This is a genomic window from Leptolyngbya sp. CCY15150 (assembly GCF_016888135.1).
GTDB lineage: Bacteria > Cyanobacteriota > Cyanobacteriia > RECH01 > RECH01 > RECH01.
In genome coordinates this window covers 189,591-204,829 of record NZ_JACSWB010000217.1, presented here as the reverse complement: position 1 = coordinate 204,829, position 15,239 = coordinate 189,591, and the positions used below count along the sequence as shown (strand labels likewise).

12 protein-coding genes and 1 pseudogene are annotated in these 15,239 nt (G+C 54.0%); 8 read left to right on the top strand and 5 right to left on the bottom strand.

Going from position 1 to position 15,239, the window contains the following annotated elements; translation table 11 throughout:
• Positions 1-17 precede the first annotated feature (17 nt).
• The 4 genes and pseudogenes from JUJ53_RS25530 to JUJ53_RS17105 form a co-directional block, all read left to right on the top strand.
• Positions 18-140: pseudogene (locus JUJ53_RS25530) on the top strand (VapC toxin family PIN domain ribonuclease); the annotation flags it as partial.
• A gap of 232 nt (positions 141-372) precedes the next feature.
• The gene (locus JUJ53_RS17115; RefSeq protein ID WP_204153234.1) at positions 373-3,201 is read left to right on the top strand and encodes a cyclic nucleotide-binding domain-containing protein; all 2,829 of its coding nucleotides are present in this window, start codon (positions 373-375) and stop codon (positions 3,199-3,201) included.
• A 393-nt stretch (positions 3,202-3,594) separates the two neighbouring features.
• Positions 3,595-3,885 (top strand): nucleotidyltransferase family protein, encoded by a 291-nt coding sequence (locus JUJ53_RS17110; RefSeq protein WP_204153290.1) that lies wholly within the window; start codon positions 3,595-3,597, stop codon positions 3,883-3,885.
• Positions 3,875-4,213, top strand: coding sequence for a DUF86 domain-containing protein (locus tag JUJ53_RS17105; protein WP_204153233.1), 339 nt, complete (start codon positions 3,875-3,877; stop codon positions 4,211-4,213). The genes JUJ53_RS17110 and JUJ53_RS17105 overlap by 11 nt, the downstream gene beginning before the upstream one ends.
• Before the next feature lie 27 nt (positions 4,214-4,240).
• On the opposite strand, the gene JUJ53_RS17100 is transcribed toward JUJ53_RS17105, so the two are convergent.
• The 3 genes from JUJ53_RS17100 to JUJ53_RS17090 form a co-directional block, all read right to left on the bottom strand.
• Entirely contained in the window at positions 4,241-4,642 is a 402-nt protein-coding gene (locus JUJ53_RS17100; RefSeq protein WP_204153232.1) for a DUF309 domain-containing protein, read from the bottom strand.
• Positions 4,639-5,931 carry a cytosine deaminase gene (codA, locus tag JUJ53_RS17095; protein ID WP_204153231.1) on the bottom strand — a complete coding sequence of 431 codons (1,293 nt, stop codon included), beginning with the start codon at positions 5,929-5,931 and terminating at the stop codon, positions 4,639-4,641. Before codA ends, JUJ53_RS17100 begins: the two co-directional genes overlap by 4 nt.
• A 122-nt stretch (positions 5,932-6,053) precedes the next feature.
• Positions 6,054-6,257: a hypothetical protein gene (locus JUJ53_RS17090; protein ID WP_239125140.1), complete on the bottom strand. Its 204-nt coding sequence runs from the start codon at positions 6,255-6,257 to the stop codon at positions 6,054-6,056.
• A gap of 769 nt (positions 6,258-7,026) precedes the next feature.
• Between JUJ53_RS17090 and JUJ53_RS17085 the strand changes: the two genes are divergently transcribed.
• On the top strand, positions 7,027-9,093 hold the full coding sequence (locus JUJ53_RS17085; protein ID WP_204153230.1) for a GAF domain-containing protein: 2,067 nt from the start codon (positions 7,027-7,029) through the stop codon (positions 9,091-9,093).
• Here the strand turns inward: JUJ53_RS17085 and JUJ53_RS17080 are convergent.
• On the bottom strand, positions 9,090-9,971 hold the full coding sequence (locus tag JUJ53_RS17080) for a LysR family transcriptional regulator (protein ID WP_204153288.1): 882 nt from the start codon (positions 9,969-9,971) through the stop codon (positions 9,090-9,092). The genes JUJ53_RS17085 and JUJ53_RS17080 overlap by 4 nt on opposite strands.
• Before the next feature lie 145 nt (positions 9,972-10,116).
• Here JUJ53_RS17080 and leuC point away from each other — a divergent pair, with 145 nt between their 5' ends.
• Both leuC and leuD read left to right on the top strand, forming a co-directional pair.
• Positions 10,117-11,520 carry a 3-isopropylmalate dehydratase large subunit gene (gene leuC / locus JUJ53_RS17075; protein WP_204153229.1) on the top strand — a complete coding sequence of 468 codons (1,404 nt, stop codon included), beginning with the start codon at positions 10,117-10,119 and terminating at the stop codon, positions 11,518-11,520.
• 63 nt (positions 11,521-11,583) lie between these two features.
• Positions 11,584-12,177 (top strand): 3-isopropylmalate dehydratase small subunit, encoded by a 594-nt coding sequence (gene leuD / locus JUJ53_RS17070; RefSeq protein ID WP_204153228.1) that lies wholly within the window; start codon positions 11,584-11,586, stop codon positions 12,175-12,177.
• On the opposite strand, the gene JUJ53_RS17065 is transcribed toward leuD, so the two are convergent.
• Positions 12,156-12,455 (bottom strand): hypothetical protein, encoded by a 300-nt coding sequence (locus JUJ53_RS17065; protein ID WP_204153227.1) that lies wholly within the window; start codon positions 12,453-12,455, stop codon positions 12,156-12,158. The genes leuD and JUJ53_RS17065 overlap by 22 nt on opposite strands.
• 324 nt (positions 12,456-12,779) lie before the next feature.
• Here JUJ53_RS17065 and JUJ53_RS17060 point away from each other — a divergent pair, with 324 nt between their 5' ends.
• The gene (locus JUJ53_RS17060; protein WP_204153226.1) at positions 12,780-15,161 is read left to right on the top strand and encodes a phosphoketolase family protein; all 2,382 of its coding nucleotides are present in this window, start codon (positions 12,780-12,782) and stop codon (positions 15,159-15,161) included.
• Positions 15,162-15,239: the final 78 nt, after the last annotated feature.

Here is a 15,239-nt window from a genome sequence, read left to right as displayed (position 1 = left end):
TTGAAGACCAGCCCTACGCGATCGCTCCCTGTGATGGCTATAGTGCTGCGATCGCAATAGTGAACGGGTTTACGGTTGCCACCCGGGATAGAAGTCCATTTGAGGTAGCAGAAACAAGGGTGATGAGCCCCTGGCAATAGATGATAAGACTATGACTGAATGGGGAGTGGATTGGGAACGGAACTGGCTTTTTCCCTGCTTTAAAGCGACCTTGGGCAATGATGTTTTGGACGTCCATGTGGAGAACATCATAGTGGAGAACATCATAGAGTTCTGAGAGATATAATAGCTAACCAAGAGAAAATCAATGGCAGTTCCTAGGGGTCTTTGTCGCACAATTGATAAAGACCAAAGAAGAGGATGGGCTTGTCTATGTTTGCACAACTGCCAGAGCGGCAAATGCACGGAGTTCGTTGGGTATTAACGATGGGTTGGCTCTTGATCATTGCCTCCCTATTGTATGACCCTTGGACCTCGGCGCTAACCACCCCTGATCATCCTTGGAGTCCTTTGCGGCTTCAGGATACCTGCATCCAGGTGCAGGGAGAATGCTTATCTGAGCAGCCTTATCCCTTAGGAACAACCCTCTTCTGGGGAGCTATTGTACCATCCGCCATCTTCATTTTGCTGGTATTTGGCCATGAGCTATGGCGGCGGATTTGTCCCCTGTCGTTTTTGTCTCAAATCCCTCGGGCATTGGGATGGCAGCGGCAGTTTAAGCGAGAGAATAAAAAGACTGGCAAAGTACGTTACGAGTTGGCAAAGGTTGACTCAAATTCATGGCTGGGTCGCAATTATCCCTATGTGCAATTTGGTTGGTTATTTATAGGATTGTGCGGGCGAATTTTGTTTTTCAATGCCGATCGCTTGGTATTAGCGAGCTGGCTATTGTTCACCGTGGCAGCATCGATCGCGGTGGGCTACTGGTATGGTGGTAAATCCTGGTGTCAGTACTTTTGTCCAATGGCTCCGGTGCAAAGCATCTACAGTGAACCAGGAGGTTTATTAAGCAGCCCAGCCCATACGAGCGAGCAACTGATCACGCAATCCATGTGCCGTACGGTGCTGCCAGAGGGCAAGGAGCAAAGTGCCTGCGTCGCCTGTCAAAATCCCTGCATTGATATTGATGCGGAGCGCACCTACTGGAACAGCTTGAACAAGCGCGAAACCCCATTTTTATACTATGGCTATGTGGGCTTAGTCATAGGTTATTTTGTCTATTACTATCTCTATGCAGGCAACTGGGACTATTACTTTTCTGGCGTATGGGTGCGGCAACCCGATCAACTCGCGTCGCTGTTTAGCCCGGGGCTCTACCTGTTTGGACAGGTCATCAACATTCCCAAATTGGTTGCCGTTCCGCTCGTGCTGGGTGCCTGCACGGCGATCGCCTATGGGGGAGGCCGCTGGATTGAAAAACGGGCTAAAGCCTACAGTCGACGACATCAGACGAACGTGACGATCGAAACCATTCGGCATCGCATGTTTACCCTATGCACCTTTGGTATTTTTAACGTCTTCTTTATTTTTGCCGGGCGTCCCCTGGTACAGCTTTTCCCGTTGTCGGTGCAATACCTTTACGATCTGGGCTTGGTGACGCTGAGTACCCTCTGGCTTTATAAAACCTGGCGACGTAGCCCTGACCTCTATTCTCGTGAAAATCTAGCGCGGCGATTCCGTAAGCAGTTAGAGAAACTACAGCTCGATGTATCCCAGTTTTTAGAAGGACGGGCACTCAGCGATCTGAATACGCATGAGGTGTATGTGTTAGCCAAGGTGCTGCCTGGCTTTACCCGCGAGAAGCGACACCAGGCCTATAAGGGCGTGGTGCGAGAATCGCTAGAAGAAGGCTATGTCAACTACTCCAGCAGCTTAGATATGTTGCATCAAATGCGTCAAGAGCTAGGCATTACGGATGATGAACACCGCATTGTGTTAGAGGAATTGGGCATTGAAGATCCAGAATTACTTAATCCGTCCCGTCAACGCAGTTTAGAAAATCAGATTCGCTTAAGCGGCTACCGCAAATCCCTGGAGCGGTTAATGCTACTGCAAAGCAAGCAGCCTGATCGCACAGCCCTGGAGCCATCATTACCAGATTCAGCCGCGGTTCAGTCCTTACGCCGCCAATATTCCATCACCCCCCAGGAGGAAGAATGGATCTTGAGTGGATTCTCGGTTAATGCCAGTCGTGCCAAAAAGGCAGAGTTTCTAACCGCGCAGCTACCAGGACTCATCGAAAGCTACCGCGCACTCAATCAACCGATGTTGCATGAGCACAAGGCCGTATTAACCCTGCTACGGGAAAATATTAGTCACAAAAAAGAACTGATTGTGCGATCGCTTCTGGAAACCCTAGATCTTCTCCAGTCTGAGCCGGCCGCCTTCAGTCTGGCACAGTCTCTACAACATGCTGCACCTGTGGTCTTGGGAGATCTATTGGATCAAGAAAACTGGGGCGATCGCCTGCCGCCAGACATCCTGCATTGTTTGATCCAACCGGGAGAATCACCGGTATCCTGTTCACTGGAATTCTCCCCTGAGGCAATTCTGGGGCACCTAGACGTCTTGCTCCAAGAGCAAAATCCTATGATCCAGGCGGCAGCGCTCTATATGATTGCTCAACTAGACCCAGACCGCAGTCTAGCGATCGCTCGGAATCATCGCCACACGTTTAGTTCCCATCTTGTACAGGAAACCATTGATCAACTATTGACTTGGCAATCGTCGTCTACAGAAAAATTGACTCTGACCCAGTTCCCAACGCTGGAGAAATTGGTTTACTTATTTAATAGCGACTTTTTCCACCGAATGCAGAGTGACACACTCATTGCCCTTGCCGATCGAGCGGAGGTGAGACCCTACAATCAAGGGGATGTGATTACAGAAGCTGGAGATACTTGTCGAGAGTTGCTGCTGCTGATCGAAGGCGACGCCGACATCCACTATCAGACGGAATCTGGGGTTCACGTCGAACAGCTCCATCCGGGGCAAACGCTAGACGAGCTGGAAGTTTTAGCCCACAGCAGTTCAGAAAATACGATCGTTGCAGATAGCGAACGTACCCGAATCCTAGCGATTTCTGTCGATACCTTTGACGATTTACTCGACCACGATCTTGACTTTGCCCGGCGCGTTTTGGAGTTAGAAAGTCGGCAGCTTCAGCGATTCGTGCGCTCGATACAGCCCCAGTTTCCCTAAACTAATCGGTCATGCCTAACAAATTTCGTTCTAGCTTAGGATGAGGAGTATGCCAGCCTATATGAGTTGTCCCAATTCACTGCTCCCCAGGGAGCAGAGCGATCGCCCTGATCTGAGTCGAGAGGCGATCGTGAGTCAGGAACCTCTAACTAGAATTGATGTACTAGACCACGTGCATGGGTCTTATGCTGGCACCAGTCTGTATAACGACCCTAGTTAGGGTGCTATCAGGCATCCAATCGTCATCATCACCCATAACAGTCTCAAGCGATCGGGGAGAGGGCAAGTAGAAAGCCATCTGGGGGCGTGATGTCGAATCTTCGGTTGAGACGTAATTGAGATCTGACTGGTGCGCTACAATTCTCGATAAGGTTCTTTGTGGCAGGTTGGGTAGTGCGAAAACAGGAAGCCCTTACATTACTAGCAAAGCACCAAAGCACACTGAAGGGTTTTGGCGTGAAGTCTCTGATGCTGTTTGGTTCAGTGGCAAGGGATGAAGCGCGACCAGACAGCGATGTCGATCTACTAGTAGAGTTTGATCGTCCGGTTGGGTTATTTACTTTTGTGCGCTTGAAACGATACCTAGAGGAGATTTTAGAGAGCTCCGTTGATCTGGGTACGACCGACTCCCTCAAACCTTATCTACAAGAACCCGTTTTTCGGGAGGCGATTCGTGCCTTCTAGAGATTGGCAAAATAGAGTAAGAGACGTACTAGCCGCGATCGCTGAAATCCGAGAGTTCACCAACGGGCTTACGTTCGATGAGTTTCAAGACGATCGAAAGACAATCAGTGCAGTTTTGTATAGTCTTGCAATTATTGGTGAAGCAGTTCGTGTTATTCCACCTGAGCTGGAGGCGTCACATCCTGAAATTCCTTGGGACGATGTGCGTGGAATGCGAAATATTGTGATTCACGAGTATTTTCAAGTGAATTTGTCTATCATTTGGCAAACAATTCAAGACGATCTGGTTTCATTGGAATTCTCTCTTCGCCAATTGCTAAACTCTTGAGCAGCTACCTAACAACGACTCATCAATCTATACTTGCTGAATCACCGGGCAGAGAGACTGGGCAGGGTCTACAGGATGAAACACCTGCTGGGCGATCGCTTCTACCTCATCCGGCCCCAATTCCTGAAGCGATCGCAGCAGGACAGCACTTTGGTGCATCAACTGTGCCACATCAATCTCAGCGTAGTCAGATGGGTAAGCTGCTAGGCGATGCACCCCCTCCCCCAGCAGCGTGACAGTGCCCCGCCAGTTATGGTTACTCAGGTGGTAGAGCGCCACCGCCAGTTGCAACACCCCTTGGTAGAAGCCCTTTTGGTACTGGGGCGCTTCCATCCAAATGGCCTCTAGGGTGTCGTGGCAGGCATAGAAATCGCCTTGGTTAAATTGGTCAACGCCTTGCCAAAAATCGGCGGGAATCGGATCAGTCATTGGCACCACTGGGGTTCGGGAGGACGGGTTTGGGCCAGCATCTGCCCACGGGAGATCACATACTGCACCGTAGCACGACGGCAAATGGCATCGTAGCGATCGCTGGCTGCTAGCACAATCACATTCGCCGGTTTGCCCACCTCTAGACCATAGTCATCCGCCACATTCAGCGTTTTGGCTCCATGCCAGGTCACCATGTTGTAGCAGGCATCGATTTCGGCTTGGCCGGTCATGTGGCAAACATGGATCGCCATGCTGGCTACATCTAGCATATTGCCGGTACCCAAGCTGTACCAAGGATCTTGGATGCAGTCATGACCCAGGCTGACATTGAGCCCTAACTGCCATAGCTCCTTCACCCGCGTCACGCCGCGCCGTTTGGGGTGGTTGTCGGTACGGCCTTGGAGGGTGATGTTAATTAACGGGTTGGAGACAAAGTTGATTTGGGCGCGCTGCAAAAAGCCTAGGAGCTTCATGGCATAGGCATTGTTGTAGGAGCTAAAGGCGGTGGTGTGGCTAGCGGTGACCTTCGGGCCATTGCCGCGACGAATGGCACAGGCGGCCATGACTTCTAAAAAGCGGGCCTGGTCGTCGTCGATTTCATCACAGTGGACATCAATTAAGCGATCGTAGCGTTCCGCCAGGTCAAAGATGCGATGCACCGACTGCACCCCATCTTCCCGCGTGAGTTCATAGTGGGGAATGCCGCCCACCGCATCAGCCCCCAGCTTCATGGCTTCCTCCATGAGGTCATTATTTTTCGGCTGGCTGTAGATGCCATCCTGGGGAAATGCCACCACCTGCAGCGTCATCCAATCCTTCACCTGCTCCCGAGCAGCCAATAATCCTTGTAGGGCCGTGAGGGTGGGTTCACTGACATCCGCGTGACTGCGCACAAACAGCACCCCCTGCAGTGCCTGCTGCTTGAGGGTGCCTACAGCCCGATCGCACACCTCATCAACAGTCAGCGTCTTTTTGCGATCGCTCCAAATATCAATGCCTTCAAACAAGGTGCCGCTTTGATTCCAGCGGGGGTTGCCAATGGTGCGGGCAGAGTCAAGATGAACATGGGATTCCACCAAGGGCGGACTGATCACCTGGCCGGTCACATCCAGCTCTGTCATCGCAGTGCCGTCGATCTGGGAGGCAATCGCGGCAATCTGTCCATCACGAATGCCTAGATCGACGACCTCTGAGGGGCGATCGGGGTGGAGTAGACATCCCTGGCGGAGCAGGATGTCGTAGGTTGGGGTAGAGGTCGGGGTAGAGGCTGACGCAGACTGATTCAAGGTGTACCTCCCAGAGCGCGCTGGTACGTGAAGTTGAATCAGAATCTACCATCTTTTCGATTGCTAGGTGGGCAACTCTGATACCCGTCGGTCTAGCCTAGTGGATGGCGGCGCTGTCCAAGTTAGTCGGTTACTTTCAACCGTCCATGGCGCAGGGCATCAAACACTCGGTTAATCAGCGCTTGGTCTTGGGGGGCGATCGCTCCGGCTGACCGTACCATGCTCATAAACTGCTGTTGATCGAGACGCGTGATACAGCGAGTTTCAAAAATGCGCTGAATAATTTGTTCGAGGGACGTAAAGTGCATCTGAGGTTGAGTATGCATGATCTGAGTGTCCTGATTGCTTTGGGGGCTTCATACTCGTAAGTATCGTAGATATTGGATGAAGGCGCTGTGATGTCTCAGTGAACTTACCGGTGATCCTCTAGTCAAAATGGCGTGATCAAATCATGATTTTGTAGTGATCTAGACTGGATGACTTAAGTGATCTTGGTACAGTGTCGAGAGTGATCTTAATCACGTGCAGTTTGATAAAATCAGCCAAGCAAGCAAAAGTTGTTGTCCTAAGACTAGGGCTAGCTCAAGGAGGTAGTCTATTGCCTTGGGAGATGGCTAGGGTAAAAGCTTGTGCCGGCAACGTTTCAGGGTGTGGCGCAGTCAATCTGTCATAGAATTCCCCGAGAATTGGGATCGTTGTCCGGGGTCGGTGCAATCGTGTGAACAGTTCGTATTCATTTTGAAGGATAGGCTCAGTGGCCTGGCGTTAGGCAAGGATTCTGACGCAGGCAACCCACCTTCCAACGTCGTCCATCCGACATCTTTCATTCGCCTGAAACCATTCATTGCTCTTGCCCTAGAGAGGTATAAGGATTCCTGAGGTGTTGATCTACCGTTCCATCTCAGGGCTTTCAACCGTGAGCTCCCTTCTCTGGTGCTGGATTTCTCCGATGCTGGATTGAGTAGAATCGCCTCCCCCGGTGGTTTGCCGTCCTTACGATTTGCCGATTATTCATGGAGCGGTCAGATGAGACTGGCTTCCTCTGGTTGGCTAGTCAAACGCCATTGATTCTGTTCACCCCTGTTTTGAGCATCTGTGCTGCTGACGACCGTGCTTTTATTTCTCCACCAGCTTAAGAATATTTTGGTGTCTGGATCTTCTCCCTCCGCGCAGCAAAGTCAATCCCTGCGTCGCATTCTCGATCGCATTCGCGGCTCTCTAGAGCTGAATGTGGTGCTGCAAACGGCTGTCGATGAAATCTCCGACTTGTTGGGGGTCGAGTCCTGCATATTTTTCTGGTATTTCAAAGATATCCAGCGCATTCAAGTGGTTTGCCAAACCCAGCCGTCTGAGCATCCTTCTCTCGTGGGCGACTATCCCCTCGCTCGCTTTGGCAGTGCGGCGACCTTGGTGCGCAAAGGGGAATTTGCGGCGGGGTTCACAACGTCCTCATCCCACGGACAAGGGCTGTTGAGTCGTCCGTTTATTCAAATGCGATCGCCCCATCTACCGCGCTGGGATGTGTTGGGGCAGCCGGTGAATTTGCTGGTGCCGGTGAAGGGGCAGGCCAATGCCCTGGGGTTTATTGCGGCCCTGGGGCCCTGCAGTACGCCCTTGAGCAATGCCGATTTGGATCTGATTCAAACCATTGCCCAGCAGCTTGAGGTGGCTATTTACCAAGCGCAGCTCTACGAAACCATCCAAAAACAGGCGCGGCGAGAGCAGGTGGTGAACTACATCACCAATCAAACGCGTCAAAGTTTGGATCTACGCTTGGTGCTGTCCCAGACTATTACCCAGGTTATGGATGCCATCGGTAGCGATCGCTGCCTGGTGCATTTGGTCAACCCGCCAGATGAAACCTCTCAGTTGTTCCAAAGCCTGCCGGATACCGAGCGCATTGGCAACGTTTGTCGCCAACACTACCTCTTTGAAGTCTGCCGTCCGCCCTTTTTGCCGTCGATTCAGGACTTTGACACCAACGGGCCGATCACCCGCTGGGTGACCGAACATCGGCAGCGGGTGGTGATCACCGATGTAGCCCAGGATCCGCGCATTGGGGACTGCAATCCCGAGTATCAGGATGCCCAAATTCGCTCTGCCCTGATGGTGCCGGTGCAAACCAAGGAGCGTCTCCACGCCATTTTGTACATCAACCAGTGCAGCCATGTGCGCTATTGGTCAAAAGACGACCAAGAACTGGCCCAGGCGGTGGCGGATCAACTCGCCATTTCCATCCAGCAGGCTTATCTCTACACCCAGGTGCAGCAGCAGGCTGAAACCAGTCGCGCCCAAGCTCAGCAGCTTAGCCAAACGTTGCTGGATCTGCAGCATACCCAGGCCCAGCTCATCCAAAGTGAGAAAATGTCTAGCCTAGGGCGGATGGTGGCAGGGGTAGCCCATGAGATTAACAACCCGGTGAGCTTCATCTACGGCAACATTCCCCACGTGGAGAAGTATGTGGAGGGATTGATGCAACTGGTGCAGCTCTACCGCGATCGCACCCCTGAAGATGAGGAACTGCGATCGCTGATCGACGACCTCGATCTAGACTTTCTGCTGCGAGATCTACCCGACACCCTGCGGTCGATGCAAACTGGGGCGGAGCGCATTCGCCAGATTGTCCTGTCCCTACGGCGGTTTGTCCGGCTGGATGAAGCGGAATGGAAGCTGGCTGACCTGCACGATAGTCTAGACACCGCTCTGGATATCCTCAAAAGCCAGATTCCCCTTGATGTGACGGTGCGGCGGCATTATGGCGACCTGCCCTGGATAGAATGCTATCCCCAATTGCTGAATCAAGTGTTTGTGAATATTGTCGGCAATGCCCTCGATGCCCTAGCCGATCTGCCGTCCCAGAGCCCCAAGTTTATTGATATCTCCACAGCGCTCTACTCCGATCGCGAAACCGGCCAGACTTGGATGCGGATTGCGATCGCTGACAACGGCCCGGGCATCGCGCCAGAACACCAAACCCGCATCTTTGATCCCTTTTTCACCACCAAAGATGTGGGGCGAGGTACAGGTCTGGGGCTCACCGTCAGCTATCAAACCATCGTGCATCAACATCGAGGGCATATTGGTCTGCAGTCTACCCCCCAGCATGGCACCCAGATCACCCTGGATTTGCCGATCTATGGCATGGGATCAAGCGAAACCTAATGGGTCAAGCGGTGAACCATGTCTAGAAACTGCTGGCTGACGGGGGTGAGTTGGTCTGGATGCCAGAGGAGGGCGATCGCTGCCTGGGGGGTTGCTTCTTGCAGGGGTCGATAGACCACGCCGGTGCGCCCCAAATGCTGGATGGATATCGGTACGATCGCCACGCCCATCCGGGCGGCCACCAGGCTGACAATGGTCTGCATTTGGATGGCTTCTTGAACCACCTTGGGGCTAAAGTCCGCCGATTGGCAGAGGCTAATCACCTGGTCATACAGACCGGGAGCTAGGCGGCGGGGAAAGAGAATAAACGATTCCCCCGCCAGGGATTTTAGGGGAATGGCCGCTTGGGCAGCCAGGGGATGGTGAACTGGCAGAGCCACCACCAGCGGTTCCTGCAAAATCACCTGGGTTTTAAGCTGAGCATCGTCGATGGGCGGGCGAATGAAGCCGACGTCGAGACGATTTTCCGCCAGCCAGCGCACCTGTTGATCGGTCGTCAGTTCCCGCAGCGTGAGGTTGACCTGGGGGAAGCGATCGCGAAATTCATGCAGGATCATCGGCAGCACGTTGTAGGTGGCAGAACTCACAAAGCCGATCGCCAACTGACCCACTTCCCCACGGCTGGCCTGACGCCCCGCTTCCACCGCCCGCTCAAGCTGCTGCAACAAATCCTGACTGTGCTCCAAAAATACCTGCCCCGCCTCGGTGAGCGTCACCCGGCGCTTGGTGCGATGAAACACCTGAAAGCCAAGCTGCTCCTCAAGTTGGCGGATTTGCTGACTCAGGGGCGGCTGGGCCATGTGCAGTCGCTCGGCGGCCCGCCCAAAGTGGAGTTCTTCCGCCACGGCGACGAAATAGCGCAGATGTCGAAATTCAATCATGGTTTGGCTGGAGATAATCTGGCTGGGAGAAGACTCATATGTTTTAAGTATGAATAGTGCCCTAACTATATATTGGACATCTCTAGGATTCGCTTCTAGGGTAGAAAGTACGCCGATATAGACACTTCAGAGGACGATCGCCATGAGCGCAGGCACTCTCTTCGATAACGTTTGGGACTTACATACCGTGGGCACTTTGCCCTCCGGTCAAACACAGCTTTTTATTGGACTGCACCTGATCCACGAGGTCACCAGTCCCCAAGCTTTCGCCATGCTGCGCGATCGCGGCCTCAAGGTTCTCTTCCCCGATCGCACCGTTGCCACCGTGGATCACATTGTCCCTACGGAAAACCAAGCCCGTCCCTTTGTAGACACCTTGGCGGAAGAGATGATGCAGGCCATCGAACGCAATGCCACCGACAACGGCATCACGTTTTATAACGTCAAGTCCGGCAACCAGGGCATCGTCCATGTGATTGCCCCAGAGCAGGGGTTGACCCAGCCCGGTATGACCATTGCCTGCGGAGATAGCCACACCTCCACCCACGGAGCCTTCGGGGCGATCGCCTTTGGTATTGGCACCAGTCAAGTGCGAGATGTGTTGGCGTCCCAAACCTTGGCCCTGTCGAAGCTGAAGGTGCGGCGGGTGGAGGTCAATGGCACCCTGAATCCGGGGGTCTATGCCAAGGATGTGATTCTCCACATCATCCGTAAGCTCGGTGTTAAGGGCGGTGTGGGCTATGCCTACGAATACGCCGGTACTACGTTTGAACAGATGTCCATGGAAGAGCGCATGACCGTGTGCAACATGGCCATTGAGGGTGGCGCTCGCTGCGGCTACATCAATCCCGATCAGACCACCTACGACTACCTCAAGGGACGGGACTTTGCCCCCAAGGGCGAAGCCTGGGATCAAGCCGTGGCCTGGTGGAACGGTCTGCGCAGTGATGCCGATGCCCAGTACGACGATGTGGTGGTCTTCGATGCAGCGGAGATTGAACCGACGGTCACCTGGGGGATCACGCCGGGGCAAGGGATTGGCGTCAGCGAACCGATCCCCACGCCAGACACCATGCCGGAAGACGAACGGGCGATCGCGCAGGAAGCCTATCAATATATGAAGCTCCAACCTGGCACTCCTATCCAAGGTACGGCCATTGACGTTTGCTTTATCGGTAGCTGCACCAACGGCCGCATCGAAGACCTGCGGGAAGCCGCTAAGGTGGCCAAGGGCAAGCGGGTAGCTGCTTCCGTCAAGGCCTTTGTCGTCCCCGGCTCGGAGCGGGTGAAGCAACAGGCGGAGGCGGAAGGTCTCCATGATGTGTTTGTGAATGCGGGGTTTGAATGGCGTGAACCCGGCTGTTCCATGTGTCTAGCCATGAACCCCGACAAGCTCCAGGGCGCACAAATTAGCGCCTCGTCCTCCAACCGCAACTTCAAAGGACGGCAGGGATCATCCTCAGGACGCACGCTCTTGATGAGTCCGGCGATGGTGGCAGCGGCAGCGATCGCTGGCCATGTTACCGATGTGCGCAGCGTCCTGTAGCGACTGCCCGGCCTTGATCCCCGCTTGTCGTTCCCACATTTATCCCACTGGAGACTTTCGTCCATGACTATTGTCCAAACCCACACCGGTCGCGCCCTGCCCCTCACCGGCAACGATATTGATACCGATCGGATCATTCCCGCCCGCTTCCTGCGCTGCGTCACCTTCGATGGTCTCGGAGCCCATGCCTTTGAAGACGATCGCCAGCAGTTGAACGGTCAACATGCCTTCGATCATCCCGCCTACCAAGGAGCCACGGTGCTGGTGGTCAACCGCAACTTCGGCTGCGGTTCGTCGCGGGAGCACGCTCCCCAAGCCCTAGCCAAGTGGGGCATTCAAGCGCTGATTGGCGAAAGCTTTGCAGAAATTTTCTTTGGCAACTGCGTGGCCATGGGTATCCCCTGCGTCACGGCTGCTTCTGAGGATGTCACCCGTTTGCAGGCGGCGATCGCTGCTGATCCCCAGCTTACCGTGACCGTCGATTTAGCCAACCTGACCGCCAGCTACGGGGATCAATCCATGGCGATCGCCATCGGTGAAGGCGTGCGTCAGATGTTCCTGTCTGGCACCTGGGATGCCTGCGGTCAACTCGTCGCCCAGGCAGAACAGGTGAAGGCTGTCGCAGCTCGCTTGCCCTATGTGGCTTGGAGCAAGTAGTCCTCAGGCAGCCGGTGGGAGTTCTTGAAGGGAGTCTCGCAGCCGCTGCTTAATTTTGTCCCATTGCTGACCGTCTTGGTGAACCCAGGACGGTTTTCTTGTGGGGATTCTAGCTCCTCAAGGGGTTGCACATGGGCTGTGTACGGGACAATCCCCACCCTGCGGTAGATGGCGATCGCGCTGCAATGGTCTACATCTATAGCCAAGGGAGTGATGGAAACCGAGGGATGCATCCAGTCATGCCGAGGTAGACGAGGACGATTTTTCGTTCTTAGCACACCCAAACCTGAAGAAATTTACAAGCTATTGCCGGTATCCCCCCATAGTGCCTCTAGATTGGAGGCAGGGTTGTTAGCGTACCACCGTCGGATCCTCATCACTCGATAGTTTTTAGACGTGAAGCTATTGATGGGCGGCTATTCTAGCAACCACGTTCGTTTTCCATTGACGAACTCAGCCATGTTGGTCTCCCGGTTGGCCTACAGGACAGCGTCTAGAATTCTCAAGTTCGCATCCTGAATTGTGTCGTGGAGGGGTATGGAGCGATCGCTCTTTCCTTCCCTAGCACTGTCATTGAGAACATCACACTAGAGTTCATACCTATGGTTGTTGCAGACGTCATTCAATCCAAACCTCTATCAGCGGAAGAGCTGAGCAAAATCAACGCCTATTGGCGAGCCGCCAACTATCTCTCTGTGGGGCAAATTTACCTCTACGGCAATCCGTTGCTGAAAGAGCCCCTCAAGTTGGAGCATATCAAGCCGCGACTGTTAGGCCATTGGGGCACCACCCCTGGGCTAAATTTCATCTATGTCCATCTCAATCGGTTGATTAAGGCGCAAGACCTCAACGTGGTCTATATCGCTGGGCCAGGGCACGGTGGGCCTGGGTTAGTCGCCAACACCTACTTAGAAGGCACCTACAGCGAGTTCTACCCTAATATTTCCCAGGATGAAGACGGAATCTTCCGGCTGTTTAAGCAGTTTTCCTTCCCCGGCGGAATTCCTAGCCACGTTGCGCCAGAAACCCCTGGCTCGATCCACGAAGGCGGCGAGTTGGGCTATGCCCTATCCCACGCCTATGGAGCCGCGTTTGATAACCCAGACTTGATTGTGGCCTGCGTGGTGGGCGACGGTGAGGCGGAAACCGGCCCGTTGGCGGCCAGTTGGCATTCCAACAAATTCCTCAACCCCGTCCACGATGGGGCGGTACTGCCGATTTTGCACCTGAATGGCTACAAGATCGCCAACCCCACGGTCTTGTCTCGCCTCAGTCCGGGGGAGTTGGAAAGCCTGTTTGTGGGCTATGGCTATCGTCCCTACTTTGTGGAAGGTTCGGATCCAGAGCAAATGCACCAGCTCATGGCTCGCACCATGGAGCTGGCTATGTCTGAAATCAAGACCATTCAACAGGATGCCCGCACCAACGGCTTCCGGCAGCGGCCCCAGTGGCCCATGATTGTCCTCAAATCGCCTAAGGGCTGGACGGGGCCAAAGGACGTGGATGGGAAGAAAACCGAGGACTATTGGCGATCGCACCAAGTTCCCTTCTCTGACCTGTCTACCAATGCCGACCACATCCGGCTGCTGGAAGACTGGATGAAGAGCTACAAGCCGGAAGAGCTGTTTGATGAAGCCGGTACGCTGATCCCTGAACTGGCGGCCCTCGCTCCTGAGGGCGATCGCCGCATGGGTGCCAATCCCCACGCCAATGGCGGTATTCTGCTGCGGGATCTGCGAATGCCAGACTTCCAAGACTATGCCGTTCCCGTTCCCAAACCCGCGACCACCTACGCCCAAGCCACCTTGGAAATGGGCAAGTTCCTCCGGGATGTGATGAAGCAAAACATGGATAGCCAAAACTTTCGGGTCTTTGGCCCCGATGAAACGGCGTCCAACCGCCTGCATCCCATCTTTGAGGTGAGCGAGCGCACCTGGGTTGCTGAAACGCTGCCCGAGGATGATCACCTGGCTGCCAATGGTCGGGTTATGGAGATCCTCAGTGAGCACACCTGCCAGGGCTGGCTCGAAGGCTACCTGCTCACCGGTCGCCATGGCTTCTTCTCCTGCTATGAAGCCTTCATCCATTTGATTGACTCCATGTTTAACCAACATGCTAAATGGCTGAAGACTACTCGCCACATTCCTTGGCGGCGGCCCATTGCCTCTCTCAACTACCTGCTCACCTCCCACGTGTGGCGGCAGGATCACAACGGCTTTAGCCACCAAGACCCCGGTTTTATTGACCATGTGATCAATAAAAAAGCAGATGTGATTCGGGTGTATCTTCCCCCCGATGCCAACACCCTGCTGTCGGTGACCGATCACTGCCTGCGCAGTCGGCACTATGTCAACGTGGTGGTGGCGGGGAAACAACCGTCGCTGCAATATCTAGACATGGATGCAGCCGTGAAGCACTGCACCAAGGGCATCGGCATTTGGGACTGGGCCAGCAATGATCAGGGCTGTGAACCCGATGTGGTGCTTGCTTGCGCAGGCGATGTGCCTACCCTGGAAACGCTGGCTGCTACTGACCTGCTGCGGCAGCATTTCCCTGACCTCAAGGTGCGGGTGATTAACGTGGTGGACTTGATGACCCTCCAACCGGAGAGTGAACACCCTCACGGGCTGAATGATAAGGAGTTTGACACCCTCTTTACCACCGATAAGCCGATCATCTTTGCCTACCACGGCTATCCTTGGCTAATTCATCGACTCACCTACCGCCGCACGAATCATAAAAATATGCACGTGCGCGGCTACAAAGAAGAAGGAACCACCACCACGCCATTTGATATGGTGGTGCTCAATGACCTCGATCGCTTCCATTTGGCGATGGACGTGATTGAACGGGTTCCCTCTCTTCAGAGTACGGGTGCCTATGTGATGCAAACGCTACGGGACAAGCTGATCGATCACAAACACTACATTGCCCGCCACGGGCAAGATATGCCCGATATCCGGGATTGGATGTGGCCCTATTAGGGACGTCCACCACGACAGGGGCGTTGGGCGATCGCCCCCTGACCCTCCTCTGGGTCTTACCTCAGATCCTGCTACCCA

Excerpts from the sequence above, each read along its gene's own strand:
- JUJ53_RS17115 (WP_204153234.1), top strand. The coding sequence starts at position 373 with ATGTTTGCACAACTGCCAGAGCGGCAAATGCACGGAGTTCGTTGGGTA.
- JUJ53_RS17100 (WP_204153232.1), bottom strand. The coding sequence starts at position 4,642 with ATGACTGATCCGATTCCCGCCGATTTTTGGCAAGGCGTTGACCAATTT.
- JUJ53_RS17090 (WP_239125140.1), bottom strand. The coding sequence starts at position 6,257 with ATGCATACTCAACCTCAGATGCACTTTACGTCCCTCGAACAAATTATT.
- leuC (WP_204153229.1), top strand. The coding sequence starts at position 10,117 with ATGAGCGCAGGCACTCTCTTCGATAACGTTTGGGACTTACATACCGTG.
- leuD (WP_204153228.1), top strand. The coding sequence starts at position 11,584 with ATGACTATTGTCCAAACCCACACCGGTCGCGCCCTGCCCCTCACCGGC.
- JUJ53_RS17060 (WP_204153226.1), top strand. The coding sequence starts at position 12,780 with ATGGTTGTTGCAGACGTCATTCAATCCAAACCTCTATCAGCGGAAGAG.